Raw genomic sequence first — 14680 nt, forward strand, 5'->3', positions numbered from 1 at the left:
TCATCTCGGCTTAGACGGGTTGAAGGAAGGTGAGCCCGTACCCATCCGGATCAGCCACGGAAAATGCGAGCATTCCATACCCGGTTATTTCGGGCGGCGCGGCCTTCACCCCCCGTGCCGTTATCTCGGCGTACAATGCCGATACGTCGTCACAGTCGATGTAGAGGCACGTATGTCGGGCGCCTTGCCAACGCGGCTCATGCCGGCCAGCCGGGCGCTCATTGGAGTCATATGCCGTATTCAGCATGATCTGCACGCGCCCGCGGTCCAGCCGCACGAAATGCGAAAAACGGCCTTCGTTCGTTTCGACCTCCGGCGACGCATATAGCAGGTTGAAGCCGAGCTGATCCCGATAGAACGACACCGACGAGATCATGTCAAAGACCTCGAAATAGGGCGTAACGCCATTCAGCTCGGGCATCGTCGAAACTCCAGCATAGTAGGCGATCGCCGCTCATTCGCGACGGAGCGTTCTATTGGTCGACAGTGGGAGCGAGGCCTGCCTGCTTCAGGTGCGGACCCAGCCGCCCGGTCAGCCACAGGAAGAACATCCGGTAGTCCGAGGCCAACGACCACAGCGGATAGGTGAAGGTCGCCGGGCGGTTGCGCTCGACCCCGAAATGCGCACCCCAGGCAAAGCCATATCCCGCCAGCGGGATCGCGGCGAACCACCAGCTGTTGAGCAACAGTCCCGCCGCCAGCGCGGCAAAGGTGAGCGCGGTTCCGATATAATGCAGGCGCCGTGTCGCGGGCTTTGCATGCTCGCGAAGATAATAGGGCCAGAAATCCCGATAGTGGGTGATCGTACGGGCCATGGCAAAACTATACATCGCTTACACGGCGCCGCAAGCTGCGCTACTGGCGTGGCGATGGCCGAACCACAGCCCCGCAAATACAGCTTTCCGCCCGTAATCGATGCAGAGGTCCGGTTGCTGGTGCTGGGTTCGCTGCCGGGCGAACGGTCGCTGGCAGCACAACGCTATTATGCGCATCCGCAAAACCAGTTCTGGCAGCTGATCTCGCCCGCCGCCGGACGCGACCTGGTACCACTGCCCTATCCGGAGCGCCTGGCCGCGCTGCTAGCCGCGCATATCGGCCTGTGGGACGTGGTCGCGAGCGCAACCCGGCCGGGCAGCACCGACGCCGCACTGCGCGAAATTGAACCGCACGATCTGGCCGGGCTGGCCGCGCAACTGCCTGCCTTGCGCGCTATCGCCTTCAATGGCGCGACGGCACATCGCCACGGCATGCGCCAGCTCGGTTCGCTGACCGAGCGATACCGGATTATCGCGCTCCCCTCGTCCAGCCCGCTGCACACGGTGGGGATTACAGGAAAAATGCCCGCCTGGTCGGCGCTCGCCGAGGTAACGGAAAAGCGCTAACGCTTTGCGTTAGCATGTTAATGCAAAGCGTTTGCAGGTTTTTGTGCAACCATCCTAAGGAGGAATACGTAATGTTGCAGCGCATCAGCGCTAACTAGCCTCCGCCAACTTTTACACAAAGAACAAGATGCCCGATCACCGCGTCGCACCTCTCGAACCGGCCGTCTCGGGCTATACGCCAGTGGTAGAAGAAGTGCGCCACCCGCGCCTGCTCGAACTTCTATCTGCTTCCGCTGCTGATCTTCTTGAAGCGCACGAGATGGCCGACGCGCTCGAGCGGGTTTTCGTGATGATTCGGACCGAGCTTCGCCTCGATGTGTTCTTTCACTATGATTATCACCACGCCGCCGAACTTGCGCTGGTGGCGCATGGCGGGCTGAGCCCGGAAGAAGCCCAGGCCGGCGCGCATATCCCGTTGGGCTACGCGATTTGCGGCCATGTCGCCGCCAGCCGGCAACCGATCATTGCCCGCAACATCCAGGATTCGGACGATCCGCGCGACGACTTCGTGCGGCGCATGGGCATCAACGCCTTTGTCTGCATGCCGCTGCTCCATGGCGGGGAATTGCTGGGAACGCTGGGCTTCGGGCGACGCCAGACCGAAAAGTTCGAGGAAGAGGAAGTCGGATTCCTCCGAACGCTGTGCAGCTATGTTGCACTGGCGAAGCATCATATCGGTGTCGATCAGGAGTTGCGCGCGCGCATCGCCGAGCGCGAAAGGCTGCTGGCGGAGCGCGTGGAAATGGAGCGGCAGGTGCTGGAACTCACCCGCGCCAGCGCGCTGGGCGCCATCGCCGCAACCGTCGCACACGAACTCAACCAGCCGCTATCGGCCGCGGTCAATTATCTAGCCGCGATCCGCCTGAGCCCGGAAACGGGGGGGCGGGCGCGCGAGCTGACGGTTGCTGCGGAGGCGCAATTGCAGCGCGCCGGCGAAATCATCCGCCGCATCCGGCGCATGGTGCGCCAAAACGATGTGGTGCTGGAACATCGTGAGCTTGCGCCGGTAATCGGCGAGGCAGTGAGCCTGGTGCGCGCGGCATCCGGCATCCGCCTTCCCGATATTCAGGTGGAAATCGGCGACGGTGCCACGCACGCCCAGTTCGATCATATCCAGATCGTCCAGGTTCTCGCCAATCTGCTGCGCAACGCCACCCAGGCCACGCATGGCCGGCCCCATGCGCGCGTCAAGGTCAAGACCGCACTCCATAGCGAGCGCGAAGTAGAGATCAGCGTTGCCGACAACGGTCCCGGCGTGGCGTCTGAATTGCGCGAAATCCTGTTCCAGCCCGGCCTTGCCAGCGCCCATCACGGCATGGGGCTGGGGCTGGCCATTTCGCACAGCCTGGTGGAAGGCCATGGCGGTCAGATCTGGGTGAGCGAAACGCCGGGTGGCGGCGCCACCTTCACCTTCACGCTACCGATCAGCTGCTAACGCCGCCGGCGCCGCACGCTTTACAGCATGTGGATCGCGCGAAGCCACGCCTCGACCAGCCTGGGCCAGCCGGAGACGGGGAATTTTGACGGCCGCACCCCGAAGGCATGGCCGCCTTCGGCATAGAGGTGCAACTCCACCGGAACCTTCGCGGCGCGGAGCGCCATCGCATAGGCTACCGCGTTATGCACATCATCGACCGGGTCGTTCATGGCCTGGAGCAGGAAGGTCGGCGGCGCTGCGCGGCTGATCACGTTCCAAGGCTGCAGCCCCAGCCCCTGCCCCGCCCATAAATGGCCGGGATAGAGCGCGATCGCGAAATCCGGCCGCGACGATTCCCGGTCTGCCGCATCAATGGCAGCATAGCTGCGGGTCTCGGCATTGCTGACCGCCGCCACCAGATGCCCGCCAGCGGAAAAACCGATCACACCGATCTTGCGCGGATTGATCCGCAGCGTCGATGCACGCTGGCGCAACAGTCCCATCGCCCGCTGCGCGTCCTGCAGCGCTAGCTGGACCTTTGGCGCGCGTTCCTTGCCGCCCTTGTGCCAGTCCTGCGGCGTCCGATATTTGAGCAACACGCAGGTAATGCCCTGGCCGGTCAGCCAGTCGCAGACTTCGGTCCCTTCCAGATCGACCGCCAGCCCTTGATAGCCGCCGCCGGGAAACACCATTACCGCGACGCCGCTATTCTTTCCCTTGGGCGGAAAGATCGTCATGGTCGGCCGCGACACATTGGTGAGATAGGTCCAGGGCCGTCCCGCAACGGGACTGGTCCCCGCCATCACCTTTTCCGGGCCGGTCACTTCGGGGCGCAGGATCGCGAGGCCCTTGGGCCAAAGCGCAATCTGTTCCCCACCGCCCGGCAGCCACGGCGACGCAGGCGGCGTAACGCCTTGTGCATGGCTCGCGGCCGGCATCATCGCCGCACACGCCATCAGCCCAGCAATTGCAGTTCGCACGACCCGCTTTGTCATTTTCGATCCCTCAACCCCATTCAGGGCGCAGCGTTATAAGGCACCGCTTCCGCCTCGTTGTACATATCATAGCGGATTTGTTCGATGGGGAGCGGAGTTGCGCATCCTGCGAAACGGCGCGCCCCTATCCGCAGCTCGGCGGACAGCGACTTGCCAGCCACGCCCGGACAGGCATTTGCCATCAGCGTGATGGTGACCGGCTCGCCCGCCGGCGTCTGGGTGGGATAGAGTGCCTTGCCCTGTTCCAGCCGCGGGGAGACCGGATAATAGGGCGTCTCGGCTCCGCCCGCCGCGCGATACTGAATGCGGCCGGGCGCCAGATCGAGTTCCCATTTTGGGTCACTTCCACGCAACCGGAGCGGCTTCGACAAGTCGAAACCAGCAAAGACGGGCCCGGGCTTGATCGTCAGGCGCCGGGCAGCATTGTCCGCTTCGTCCGCCTCATCGTGCGACGAACAACCGGCCAACAGAACCAAAGGCGCCAATAGCGAAAGCACGGATTTCATCGCCAGTCTCCCTGCCGCTCCCTGCACGGGCGCACCGGGCAACGTCAAGTCGGCCCCGGCGGCCAACTCACCGGGCAGAGACAAGCAGTAGCTCGCCATTTCGCATCGCGGGAGGTTTCGCAATTGTTGCGTTCTACGTAACGGAGAAACCCAGAATAGCCTTGGATATGCCCAAAAGGGCAACATTATAACATTCCCGTTGCGGCGCACAAAGAGCTGTGACCTTATATCCGGGATTCCCCTTGACGATTGTTGCGTCCTAAGGAAAAGCACACCCCGCTATGAACAACCGCCTCCCCCTCGCCCTTTCCGCCGCAGCGCTGCTCGCGCTTGCCGCCTGCAACAACAAGCCCGAAGTAGTGGACAGCCGCTCGCCGGACCCGATGGCCTCGCAGCTCGCCAACGCCGCGCCGAAGGAAGCGCCGCCCACGATCGCTGCCAGCGTCACCTTCCGCTGCCAGCCGGGCAACACCCTGCTGTTCGTCGACTTCTTCAACGGCGACAAGATGGCTACCCTGCGCGAGAAGAAGGACTCGATGAAGTCCATCCTGCTCAAGGCGCCGGAAGCGGGCCAGCCCTATGTCGGCGAAGGCGGCTACAAGGTGGCCGGCAATGCCAAGGCCGCAACGATCACGCTGGCCGACGGTTCGACACACACCTGCAAGGCCTGAACCGGGCCCCTTTCGCAATTTGCTGCAAGAAATCGGCCCGGCGGGATTCCCGTCGGGCCTTTTTGCTGTATGCGTTGCAGCCAGAGGAGGAAGCAGCGCGTGGCCACGATTGCGATCTACAGCCTGAAGGGTGGTGTGGGCAAAACCACCCTGGCGGTGAACCTGGCATGGGCATCCGCCGAACGATCGGCGCGGCGCACCTTGCTTTGGGATCTCGATCCGCAAGCAGCTTCCACATTCCTGCTCGGCAACGACCAGGCCCCCTCGCGCCAGGCGCAAGCGATCTTCTCGCGCGATGTGGCGGCCGACCGGCTGATCCTGCCCACACACTTCGCCCGGCTGGAACTGCTGCCCGCCGATACCTCGCTACGCGGGCTCGACCAGTTCTTCCACGATCTGGACAAGAAGAAGCGGCTGCAGAAGCTGCTCGCCGATCTGGCCGCCGACTATGATCGCATCCTGCTCGATTGCCCGCCGGGGCTGACCGAGACCAGCGAGCAGGTGATGCGCGCTGCGGACCTGATCGTCGTCCCGGTCGTTCCCTCCCCGCTTTCCGAACGTGCCTTTGCCGAAGTGGAGGCACATCTTGCTGCCAGGGGATCGAAAGTGCCGCTGATGCCCGTGCATGCCATGGTCGATCGCCGCCGGCGCCTGCATGTCGAGGCCGTCGAGCGGCACGCCGACTGGCCGGTCATTCCGATGGCGAGTGTGATCGAATCGGTCGCCGCGCGGCGCCTGCCGGTGGGCGCCTTCGCGCCGCGCACCGCCGCCGCGCGTGCATTTGCCGATATCTGGCAGTCGATCGAGCAGCGCCTCGCGCGGCGCAGCGGAGCGAAGTGAGCCGGCCGCACGCACCGGAACAAGCGCTCGATCCTGGGCTGGTGCTGCGCGCCTATGCGATGGGCGTCTTTCCCATGGCCGATCACCGCACTGCCAGCAGTGTCTATTGGGTGGAACCCAAGCTGCGCGGCGTGCTGCCGCTCGACGGTTTTCGCCTCTCGCGTTCGCTGCGCAAGACGATCCAGTCGGAACGTTTCCGCGTCACGGCCGACGCCGCCTTTGGCGAAATCCTGCGGCTGTGCGCCGAAAGCGTGCCCGACCGGCCCGATACCTGGATCAGCGGCCCGATCGAGCGCGTGTTTCTGGAACTGCACCGGCTGGGCTTTGCCCATTCGATCGAGTGCTGGGACGGCGATCGACTGGCCGGCGGCCTCTACGGCCTGGCGTTGGGGCGCGCCTTTTTTGGCGAATCGATGGTGACGCGCGTACGCGACGCCTCAAAGGTCGCGCTGGCCTATCTGGTGGCACGGCTGAAGGCTGGCGGGTTTCGTCTGCTCGACTGCCAGTTCATCACCGATCATCTCGCCTCGATGGGCGCGATCGAGATTCCCCGCGACGACTATGTCGCGTTGCTGGACGCTGCGCTGGGCGCCTCTTCGGCGGGTGTGGCGTTCGGGTCGCCTTCGGTCGATGGCGACTTCTTCGCGCTCGACGATCCCGCAGACGGCGTACCGGCCGGTACCGTATCCGGCCCGCTGTCGCGGAAAGTCATCTCGCAGCTCTTGGGCCACACATCGTAGATTGGGTGCTGCACCACGTTCAACGCCGGCTGTTCCTTGTACAGCCAGCCCGAAAAGATGCGATACCAGCGCCGGTCCTGCCGCCGCACATCCACCTGCACAAAGGCGCCGGTCAGATGATCCTGCTCCCAGGGCGCCGTGCGGTCGCAGGCGCGCAGCCGCACTGTCACGTCACCGTCGATGCGTGCGGCCTCGCCCGGCTTCAGGCGGATTTCGCGCTCGGCACCGTTGCGCTTGTTGAGCACGCCCAGCACCGCCACGCGATCTTTCATCGGCGTGGCGGCGGCATTGGCAGTGGCAGAATCGGGGCCGACCGAAATCACTTCTGCCCCGGCGGCACCATTGTCCGCCGCGCCGGTGATTACCAGTTCATCGCCCGCATTATCGCCGCCCGGCGGCTTGCCGGCGCCGCCCGAGCAGGCGCCGAGCGCCAGCGCCAGCAGCGCCGCCGCGGCGTGCTTCATGCGTCGGGCGTCCACGCCTCGTAATCGCCGGTGGCGCGGGCACGATGCGCACCCTTTTCGAGCGCGCCGGGCGGACGATAGGCCAGCTCGGTGCCCGTCTGATTGGGCTCCCAGGGCTTCTGCCATGCGCGGACCGGCGGCAGGGCCTGATCGGGCACATCGGCAATCTGATGGTGCAGCCAGCTGAACCAGTCCGGCGGAATGCGGCTGGCGTCGTTCGCGCCCTTGTAGATCACCCAGCGGCGCGGAATCCCGTTCGGGTCACGCCCGCCTTCATAATAGACATTGCCCTCGGCATCCTCACCTACGCGCTTCTTGCCGCGCAGGCCCATGAGCGTGCCGAAGGTGGCGCCGTTCCACCAGGTGAAGATCGGAAAAGGAAGTCCCATGGCCCGCCGATACCGCCAAGCGCGGCGCCGGGCAACAGTCTGCTGCATTCAGTGCGACGGATGCGCCTTCACAAAGGCCGCGATGCCATCTGCCAGCCCGGCCTGAAGCGGCAAACCGGGATCGAAATAGGTTTTCAGGTTCGATGCGCGATCTTCGCCGTCGGTGTGTTTCAACACATGCGTCATCCCCTCGGGCTGCAGCAGCGGCGCGTCGGGGCGAGCGGCGTGGAGCGCATCGACATCGGCCTGGAGCACCTGAATGTCGCGGGTGCCGCGCACGATCAGCAACGGCCCGCGATATGCGGCCGCCAGACGGGCGGGATCATAGGAGAGGAAATCGATCAGATACGCCTGCACCGCCGGATGAAACAGGCTCATCAGCCTCGGCGGCACAGTGCTTGCCTCGACTCGCTTCCCCGCCTTAAGCGAGGCGATGATGGCATCGGCCGCGGCGAGATCGGCCTCACCTAGTCCAGCAGCGCGGAGCTGTTCAGGGAGCAGAACGCCGACCGGACGCCCCATGCCTGCCAGCGAGACCAGCCCGCACAGGTCGGCCGGTGTCTGCACCGCCTGCAAGCCCACCAGCGAACCCTCGCTATGCCCCACCACCCACACGCAGGGCGCGCCGGTGCGGGCGCGAATGGTACGCGCCCAGTTGTGCACGTCGCTGGCATAGGCGCCGATCGTCACGGCATTCGCGTCGGGCACCGCCGCATGGCTGCCGAACATGCCGCGCTTGTCGATCCGGACGCTGCTGATTCCCCGCGCGGCCAGTGCCTCCGCGAGCAGGCGATAGCTTTGCGGGACACCGCCGTCGCGGTCGATCGCCCCCGAACCGGGGATGATCAGCACCACCGGGCTGCCCTTGCCGGCATCGACAAAGGTGCCGGCCAACGGCCCCGAAGGCCCCGGCGTCTCGATCGTCACGCCAGCACCGGCAGCGCCCTGCGCGTGCGCCGCGCCTGCGGCCATCAGCAGCGCAACCGCCGCAAGGCCGAGAACCCGAAATCCGCGCATCGCGAAACCCTCCGCATAATGATGATATCATCATTATATCGAATCAAAGGGCTTCGCAAGACACTTGGGCTCAGCGGCCCCGGCCCTCCCAGGTAACGCGATCACCGGCGGCAATACCCAGCGCGGCCGCCCGGCCGCCATTGATCTCCAGCACGGCGGCAACCGGCTCGCCGGACTTGATCGGCGTCTCGGAAAAGGGGGCGGCATTGGCGGCGATGCGCGCAATCGTCCCGTCCCGCCGAATGAAGATCAGGTCCAGCGCGCTGGGCGTATTCTTCATCCAGAAGCTCGCCTCGCGCGGGCCACCGCCATCAGCGGGATAGGGGTAGAACAACATGCCGCCATCGGCCGGAATGTTGGTGCGGAACATCAGCCCCCGCTCCTGCTCGGCGGGGGTTTCGGCGCGCTCCACCATGAACTGGCGCGGACCGCCATGCGTCTCGATCGTCAATGCCAGTTTCGGCTTGACCGATTCCGCCGCGGCACTGGCGGGCCGTTCGGCTTGCCCCTGGCATGCGGTGGAGACGAACAACCCCGCGGCGGCCAATGCCGCACGCCACATGCCAGTAGAGATCATCGCTTCAATCGGTCCTTTCGACCGCTACAGCCAGCGGCCCTTTTTCGCCCGCGACGATGCGTGCCTTAAGCGGCTGGCCGGACTCGACTTCCTCGATACCGGCACGACGCAGCGTCTCCATATGGACGAATATATCCGCAGTATCGCTGGCGCGCACGAGAAATCCGTACCCCTTCAGCCGGTTGAACCACTTCACTGCCACGGGCTCGAACGGCCCCGCATCCTCGATCAGCTTCAGCCGCTCGCCGCGATCGCTGCTCCGCTTTACCGGTTCGACTGCTTCACTCAGGTCAATGGAGAGGATTTCGCGCGCCTGCAGCCCCCGCTGCCGCTGCACCGCGACGCACTCGACCCGCGCACCCTCCGGCAGGCTGCGCCGGCCATGATCCTGCAGCACCGAAAAATGTATCAAAATGTCGCCGACGGCACTATCGTCCGCGACAAGGAACCCGAAACCCCGGGTCACGTCGAACCACTTGATTACGCCCCAATAAACCTGGCCTTCTTCCTCGGCCACGGTTTCGAACTGCGCCCCGTCCTTTGGTGCGACCGCATAGTGGTTTGACGCAAGCTGATGCTCAGCACGCATTCTTCAATTTCCCCCAACCACGTAACATTAACACAGCATTGTCGAAGTTGGGAATTGCTTTGTTATTGTCACCGGAGTCCCGGATTGGGCAGGTCTTCGACCTCTTCGCCGGGTGCCATCCCGACAATTCTACGTGCCAGATCAAGCGGGTGGCCGGCACGCAGCATGGCCGCCAGCTGCTTTTCGCGCCGCGGCCGGTCCGCCGCCTCCGCCGCATACGGCCCGATCCGCTTGCGCCGGGCGAAGGCGAACGCACTCGCGGTGGCACCGTCTGCGATGGCCTCGGCCAGCGCGGCGCTGTCTTCCGCCTCGATGCCGTCATGGCGCAGCGTCGCCTGGACCCGCCGAACGCCTAGGCCCCGCCGCGCCATGGAGCGCACGCGCGCCTCGGCAAAAGCACGATCATCGATATAGCCGCGTTCCGCCATCCGCTCGGCCACTGCCTCGGGATCTGCAGCGCTCCCCCCTGCCCAGCCGCGTTCGCGTATCTTGCGGGCAAGATAGGCCGTCAGCCGCGCACGGGTTGTCGCGAAACGCTCGACATAACGCAGGGCCAGACGGTCGAGGTCGGCGGGCTCCAGTGGCGGCTTGGGGCGATGGCTAGGTGGCATGCGCCATGATTGTGCCACACTGCCAACCGATTTTGAACGATACTGCGTAGCAGAGCCGGACGCTAACATACGCGTGACGGGGGCAAGACGAACTGCTACCTCATAGGGGCTCGAGACAAAGAATGGTATTGGACGAAACGGGATCACTCGCAACGGTGGACAAGGCACTCCTCACGCCCACGCCCACGGACGACCAGCTCCCGCGCCGCTTCGCCGATTTCGAAACGCTTGGCGCTGCACTGGATTATGCCGCCCAAGGCGCGCGCGGGCTGAACTTTCATGACGCACGCGGCAACCTCGCGCTCTCCTACAGCTTTTCGCAACTCCGCCAGGATGCGCTGGCCCAGGCACATCGGCTGATCGCGGCCGGTATCAAGCCGCTCGATCGCGTTGCGCTGATCGCGGAAACCGGTCCGGAGTTCGCCTCGCTGTTTTTTGGTGTCGTCTATGCTGGCGCCTGGCCCGTGCCGCTGCCGCTGCCAACCAGCTTTGGCGGTGCGCAGTCCTATATCGACCAGCTCAGCGTCCAGCTGCAAAGCTGCGATCCGGCGCTGCTGATCTACCCGCCCGAAATCGGCGCAATGTGCGCGGAAGCGGCACGGCTTACCGACGTAGATGCCACCGACTGGGCCGTGTTCAGCGAACGCTCCGCTCCCGAGGCCCCGCTGCCCCAGGCGCAGCCAGGTGACATCGCCTATCTGCAATATTCCAGCGGTTCGACCCGCTTTCCGCATGGCGTGGCGATTACGCACCAGGCGCTGCTCAACAATCTTGCTGCGCACAGCCACGGCATGGAAGTCGGCCCCGACGACCGCTGCGTCTCCTGGCTGCCCTGGTACCACGACATGGGCCTGGTCGGCTGCTTCCTGTCGGTCGTCGCCAACCAGGTTTCGACTGACTATCTGAAGACCGAGGATTTCGCGCGTCGCCCGCTTGCCTGGCTTGATCTTATCAGCCGCAATCCGGGCAACAGCATCTCCTATTCGCCGACCTTCGGCTACGACATCTGCGCCCGCCGCATGTCGAGCCAGACCAAGGCGAGCGACCGCTTCGACCTCAGCCGCTGGCGTATCGCCGGCAACGGCGCCGACATGATCCGTCCGGACGTGATGCAGCGCTTCGTCGATGCGTTTGCCGACGCCGGCTTCAAGGCCAGCGCCTTCCTGCCCAGCTATGGCCTGGCCGAAGCCACGCTGGCGGTGTCGATCATGCCGCCGGGCGAAGGGATCGTCGTCGAGCTGGTCGAGGAAACGCAGCTTTCGGGTGGCACCTCGCGCGCCGACCGCCCGCAGCGTTTCCGCGCTGTTGTCAATTGCGGCAAGCCCGCGCGCGACATGCAGATCGAAATCCGCGAGGAAGACGGCACGCCGCTTCCTGAAAAGGCGATCGGCAAGATCTGGTGCAAGGGCCCGTCGGTAATGGTCGGCTATTTCCGCGATCAGGAAGCGACCGACGCCTGCCTGGTCGACGGCTGGCTCGACACCGGCGATATGGGATACATCTCAGACGGTTACGTGTATATCGTCGGCCGCGCCAAGGACATGATCATCGTCAATGGCAAGAACCATTGGCCGCAGGACATAGAATGGGCAGTCGAGCAACTGCCGGGCTTCAAGCAGGGCGACATCGCCGCCTTCGCGATCACCACCCCCGGTGGTGAGGAAACGCCGGCGGTGCTGGTCCAGTGCCGCACCTCCGATGAGCAGGAGCGGCTGCGGCTGCGCGACGAGATCCGCGAGCGGGTCCGTTCGGTCACCGGCATGAACTGCGTGGTCGAACTGGTGCCGCCCCGCACCCTGCCGCGCACCAGCTCGGGCAAGCTGAGCCGTGCGAAGGCCCGCAACCTCTATCTGAACGGCGAGATCAAGCCCTACGCGATCGCTGCCTGAACCCGTTCCGCCCCCGTTCCAGTCGGGGGCGGAACGAAACACCGTCCAAAACGGACGAATTTAACCAAAATCGCTTGGCTTCTAACCAGTCGCTAACTTCCGCCGGGCTATTGCCGGCGCGTGACCAGCCAGACGACCTCGCAGTTTCATCGCCCCCATATCGACGTGCTCGCCCTGCTGGGCCTGCGCGACCCCGCAGACACGGCCGAATGGGGACCGATCCGCGCCGCCCAGCTCAATGCAGGACGGCAACTGGCGCTGTTCATGCTGGCGGCCAATGTGATCGGCGCCGCGATGACGACGCTGACTCTCGCGCGACTGGTGCCGCTGTGGCAGCTTGCAAGCTGGAGTGCGCTGGTCGCTGCCATCGCGACTTCGGTGGCCTTTCGCCGGCTTTCGACGCGCTATGGCAATGCCGTGACCGCCACCATCCAGGAAGTCCGCGGGACGGCAATCGACGGCATCGCTCTCGGCACCGTCTGGTCGATTGCGCCGCTCGCCTTCGGCGTGAACGCAACAGACGAAGCTGCGCTGGGGCTGTGGGTGGTATTGTCGCTGCTGATGACGGCTTCCGCTGTCGCGATGGCCGCGCTGCCACTCGCCACCATTTTATTCATCAGCATCATCGGTACCTCGGTGGCGGTAACGCTTGCGCTGATCCCCTCGCCGGTGCTTGCCGCCGCCGCAGGATTGTTCACGCTGCTGCTCGGCATGGCGACCTTCGCGCGCGGCAAGGCGCTTGTCGTGATCCGCGCCGGGGAGCTGGCGCTGGCGGAACGCGACCATACAGTAAGTCTGCTGCTCCGCGAATTCGAGGATGCCGGTTCGGACTGGCTGTGGGAAATCGATGCGCAACGCCGCGTTGTTCGAGCCAATCCCCGTTTCGCCCTGTCACTGGGCGTCGATCCGAAGACGATCAACGGCATGCCCTTCCTGCAGGTACTGGCAGGCCCCACCTGGGAAACCGGCAACTTCGCGACCGGCCTGCGCCAGCTTGCCGAAAAGCTGAAAGGGCGCGAGCCGTTCCGCGACGTGCTGTTGCCGGTCTATGTCGAAGGTGAAGAGCGCTGGTGGGAAATTTCCGCCAGCCCGCGCTTCGACGAAAGCAACATCTTCATCGGCTTCCGCGGTGTCGGCTCGGACGTAACCGAACAACGCCGTTCGGCCGACAAGATTAACCGTATGGCGCGGTTCGACACGCTGACCGGCCTGCCCAATCGGCTGCACATCAACGAATGGCTGGCCCGCGCGATGTCCGAGGCGGAGAAGTGGGGCTCGCGCTGCGCCTTCATGATGATCGATCTCGACCGCTTCAAGGCGGTCAACGATACGCTGGGGCATCCGGTGGGCGACAGGCTTCTCAGCCGCGTGTCCGAACGGCTGAAGCAGTTGATGAGCGAAAACGAGATCATCGGCCGGCTGGGCGGCGACGAATTCGCCGTCGTGGTGCGCGATGCCAGTGATTCCTCGCGTGTCGAACAGCTCGCCCAGACCATCATCGACAGCCTGTCGCGCCCCTATGAGGTCGACCAGCACACGCTTTATATCGGCGCCTCGGTCGGTCTTGCGATCGGCCCGCGCGACGGCCGTACGGCGGAAATGCTGATCCGCTCCGCCGACCTGGCACTTTACCGTTCCAAGGATGTCGGCGGCGGCGTTTTCCACGCCTATGAACCGCAGCTCCACCTTGCGGCCGAAGAACGGCGCGTACTCGAAATCGCCCTGCGCGCGGCCGTCGAACAGGGCCAGATGCACCTCACCTACCAGCCGGTGGTCGATACCAGCACAGGCGCGCTCGCCGGGTTCGAGGCGCTGCTGCGCTGGACGCACCCCGAACTGGGGCCGATCTCGCCCGAGAAGTTCGTACCGCTTGCCGAGGAAGCACGACTGATCGCGCCCATTGGCGAATGGGTATTGCGCACCGCCTGCGCCGAAGCAGCGCGCTGGGCGTTCCCTGCCCGCATCGCCGTGAATGTAAGCCCGGAGCAGCTCCACAATCCTGCCTTCGTCAATGTCGTCGCCAATGCGCTGGCAAAGTCGGGGTTGCCGCCCGAGCGGCTTGAACTGGAAGTCACCGAAAGCGTCTTCATGCGCGAGGGCACCATGGCGGTGCGTGTGCTGGAGAAGATCCTGGATCTGGGCGTGCGACTGAGCCTGGACGATTTCGGTACCGGCTATTCCTCGCTCGGCTATCTGGCGCACACCCGGTTCAGCTCGATCAAGATCGACCGCGGCTTCGTGCAGAGCGCAGCCCGCGGCAACAAGGAATCGATCGCCATCATTCGCGCCGTGGTGGCGCTTGCCGACAGCCTGGGCATGGCGACCACCGCCGAAGGCGTGGAGACCGAAGACCAGCATCAGATGGTACAGAAGCTCGGCTGCTCGAAGGTACAGGGCTATTATTTCGGCCGCCCTCTCCCGGTGGAGGAAGTCCGCGCACTCACCGGTCAGCGCGACAGCATCGCCGCCTGAGCGCAGCGCGAACCCAGCCTGATCCACACCCTGTCCTTACCGTATCAGGCTCTCTTCCAACGACGGGACACGGGCGTTCAGGGAAGTGTGCGGCGCAAAGCAGAAATGGCACCGCCCCCTC

At 64.7% G+C, this 14680-nt stretch carries 16 protein-coding genes and 1 pseudogene; 7 read left to right on the forward strand and 10 right to left on the reverse strand.

The genetic code is table 11. From position 1 onward, the window contains the following. Positions 1-10: 10 nt before the first annotated feature. On the reverse strand, positions 11-421 hold the full coding sequence (locus ACT53K_RS08355; protein ID WP_476228137.1) for a VOC family protein: 411 nt from the start codon (positions 419-421) through the stop codon (positions 11-13). A gap of 52 nt (positions 422-473) precedes the next feature. Next, a complete protein-coding gene (locus ACT53K_RS08360) occupies positions 474-815 on the reverse strand; it encodes an Mpo1-like protein (protein WP_476228138.1) in 342 nt (113 codons plus the stop codon). Between the two features lie 54 nt (positions 816-869). Between ACT53K_RS08360 and ACT53K_RS08365 the strand changes: the two genes are divergently transcribed. Then, the gene (locus tag ACT53K_RS08365) at positions 870-1382 is read left to right on the forward strand and encodes a DNA-deoxyinosine glycosylase (RefSeq protein ID WP_476228139.1); all 513 of its coding nucleotides are present in this window, start codon (positions 870-872) and stop codon (positions 1380-1382) included. Positions 1383-1509: 127 nt separating this feature from the next. Continuing rightward, positions 1510-2817, forward strand: coding sequence for a sensor histidine kinase (locus tag ACT53K_RS08370; protein WP_476228140.1), 1308 nt, complete (start codon positions 1510-1512; stop codon positions 2815-2817). 20 nt (positions 2818-2837) lie between these two features. Here ACT53K_RS08370 and ACT53K_RS08375 read toward each other — a convergent pair whose 3' ends face one another. Both ACT53K_RS08375 and ACT53K_RS08380 read right to left on the reverse strand, forming a co-directional pair. After that, positions 2838-3794: an alpha/beta hydrolase gene (locus ACT53K_RS08375; RefSeq protein ID WP_476228141.1), complete on the reverse strand. Its 957-nt coding sequence runs from the start codon at positions 3792-3794 to the stop codon at positions 2838-2840. A 20-nt stretch (positions 3795-3814) separates the two neighbouring features. After that, entirely contained in the window at positions 3815-4300 is a 486-nt protein-coding gene (locus tag ACT53K_RS08380) for a hypothetical protein (RefSeq protein WP_476228142.1), read from the reverse strand. Positions 4301-4581: 281 nt separating this feature from the next. Here ACT53K_RS08380 and ACT53K_RS08385 point away from each other — a divergent pair, with 281 nt between their 5' ends. From ACT53K_RS08385 to aat, 3 genes are all read left to right on the forward strand, one after another. Next, a complete protein-coding gene (locus ACT53K_RS08385; RefSeq protein ID WP_476228143.1) occupies positions 4582-4971 on the forward strand; it encodes a hypothetical protein in 390 nt (129 codons plus the stop codon). A gap of 99 nt (positions 4972-5070) precedes the next feature. After that, on the forward strand, positions 5071-5811 hold the full coding sequence (locus tag ACT53K_RS08390) for a ParA family protein (protein WP_476228144.1): 741 nt from the start codon (positions 5071-5073) through the stop codon (positions 5809-5811). A 59-nt stretch (positions 5812-5870) separates the two neighbouring features. Continuing rightward, on the forward strand, positions 5871-6551 hold the full coding sequence (gene aat / locus ACT53K_RS08395; protein ID WP_476228362.1) for a leucyl/phenylalanyl-tRNA--protein transferase: 681 nt from the start codon (positions 5871-5873) through the stop codon (positions 6549-6551). A gap of 35 nt (positions 6552-6586) precedes the next feature. On the opposite strand, the pseudogene ACT53K_RS08400 reads toward aat, so the two are convergent. From ACT53K_RS08400 to ACT53K_RS08425, 6 genes and pseudogenes are all read right to left on the reverse strand, one after another. After that, positions 6587-7015, reverse strand: a pseudogene (locus tag ACT53K_RS08400) (DUF2155 domain-containing protein); the annotation flags it as partial. Beyond that, on the reverse strand, positions 7012-7404 hold the full coding sequence (locus tag ACT53K_RS08405; protein ID WP_476228145.1) for an NADH:ubiquinone oxidoreductase subunit NDUFA12: 393 nt from the start codon (positions 7402-7404) through the stop codon (positions 7012-7014). The gene ACT53K_RS08405 and the pseudogene ACT53K_RS08400, both read right to left, overlap by 4 nt. A 48-nt stretch (positions 7405-7452) precedes the next feature. Next, complete coding sequence (locus ACT53K_RS08410; protein ID WP_476228146.1) at positions 7453-8421, reverse strand: alpha/beta hydrolase; 969 nt, start codon at positions 8419-8421, stop codon at positions 7453-7455. 70 nt (positions 8422-8491) lie between these two features. Next, positions 8492-8998, reverse strand: coding sequence for a DUF192 domain-containing protein (locus ACT53K_RS08415; protein WP_476228147.1), 507 nt, complete (start codon positions 8996-8998; stop codon positions 8492-8494). Between the two features lie 4 nt (positions 8999-9002). Beyond that, the gene (locus ACT53K_RS08420) at positions 9003-9587 is read right to left on the reverse strand and encodes a cold-shock protein (RefSeq protein ID WP_476228148.1); all 585 of its coding nucleotides are present in this window, start codon (positions 9585-9587) and stop codon (positions 9003-9005) included. Positions 9588-9655: 68 nt separating this feature from the next. After that, complete coding sequence (locus ACT53K_RS08425) at positions 9656-10198, reverse strand: regulatory protein RecX (protein WP_476228149.1); 543 nt, start codon at positions 10196-10198, stop codon at positions 9656-9658. A gap of 122 nt (positions 10199-10320) precedes the next feature. Here ACT53K_RS08425 and ACT53K_RS08430 point away from each other — a divergent pair, with 122 nt between their 5' ends. Together ACT53K_RS08430 and ACT53K_RS08435 are read left to right on the forward strand one after the other, a co-directional pair. After that, positions 10321-12087 (forward strand): fatty acyl-AMP ligase, encoded by a 1767-nt coding sequence (locus tag ACT53K_RS08430; protein WP_476228150.1) that lies wholly within the window; start codon positions 10321-10323, stop codon positions 12085-12087. Positions 12088-12207: 120 nt separating this feature from the next. After that, entirely contained in the window at positions 12208-14559 is a 2352-nt protein-coding gene (locus ACT53K_RS08435) for a putative bifunctional diguanylate cyclase/phosphodiesterase (RefSeq protein ID WP_476228151.1), read from the forward strand. Positions 14560-14680 lie beyond the last annotated feature (121 nt).

Source organism: Sphingomonas sp. DMC8 (genome assembly GCF_056314185.1).

Bases quoted from the DNA above. Each gene is read 5' to 3' on its own strand.
- ACT53K_RS08355 (WP_476228137.1), bottom strand. From the start codon at position 421: ATGCCCGAGCTGAATGGCGTTACGCCCTATTTCGAGGTCTTTGACATG.
- ACT53K_RS08360 (WP_476228138.1), bottom strand. From the start codon at position 815: ATGGCCCGTACGATCACCCACTATCGGGATTTCTGGCCCTATTATCTT.
- ACT53K_RS08365 (WP_476228139.1), top strand. From the start codon at position 870: ATGGCCGAACCACAGCCCCGCAAATACAGCTTTCCGCCCGTAATCGAT.
- ACT53K_RS08370 (WP_476228140.1), top strand. From the start codon at position 1,510: ATGCCCGATCACCGCGTCGCACCTCTCGAACCGGCCGTCTCGGGCTAT.
- ACT53K_RS08375 (WP_476228141.1), bottom strand. From the start codon at position 3,794: ATGACAAAGCGGGTCGTGCGAACTGCAATTGCTGGGCTGATGGCGTGT.
- ACT53K_RS08380 (WP_476228142.1), bottom strand. From the start codon at position 4,300: ATGAAATCCGTGCTTTCGCTATTGGCGCCTTTGGTTCTGTTGGCCGGT.
- ACT53K_RS08385 (WP_476228143.1), top strand. From the start codon at position 4,582: ATGAACAACCGCCTCCCCCTCGCCCTTTCCGCCGCAGCGCTGCTCGCG.
- aat (WP_476228362.1), top strand. From the start codon at position 5,871: ATGGGCGTCTTTCCCATGGCCGATCACCGCACTGCCAGCAGTGTCTAT.
- ACT53K_RS08405 (WP_476228145.1), bottom strand. From the start codon at position 7,404: ATGGGACTTCCTTTTCCGATCTTCACCTGGTGGAACGGCGCCACCTTC.
- ACT53K_RS08410 (WP_476228146.1), bottom strand. From the start codon at position 8,421: ATGCGCGGATTTCGGGTTCTCGGCCTTGCGGCGGTTGCGCTGCTGATG.
- ACT53K_RS08415 (WP_476228147.1), bottom strand. From the start codon at position 8,998: ATGATCTCTACTGGCATGTGGCGTGCGGCATTGGCCGCCGCGGGGTTG.
- ACT53K_RS08420 (WP_476228148.1), bottom strand. From the start codon at position 9,587: ATGCGTGCTGAGCATCAGCTTGCGTCAAACCACTATGCGGTCGCACCA.
- ACT53K_RS08425 (WP_476228149.1), bottom strand. From the start codon at position 10,198: ATGCCACCTAGCCATCGCCCCAAGCCGCCACTGGAGCCCGCCGACCTC.
- ACT53K_RS08430 (WP_476228150.1), top strand. From the start codon at position 10,321: ATGGTATTGGACGAAACGGGATCACTCGCAACGGTGGACAAGGCACTC.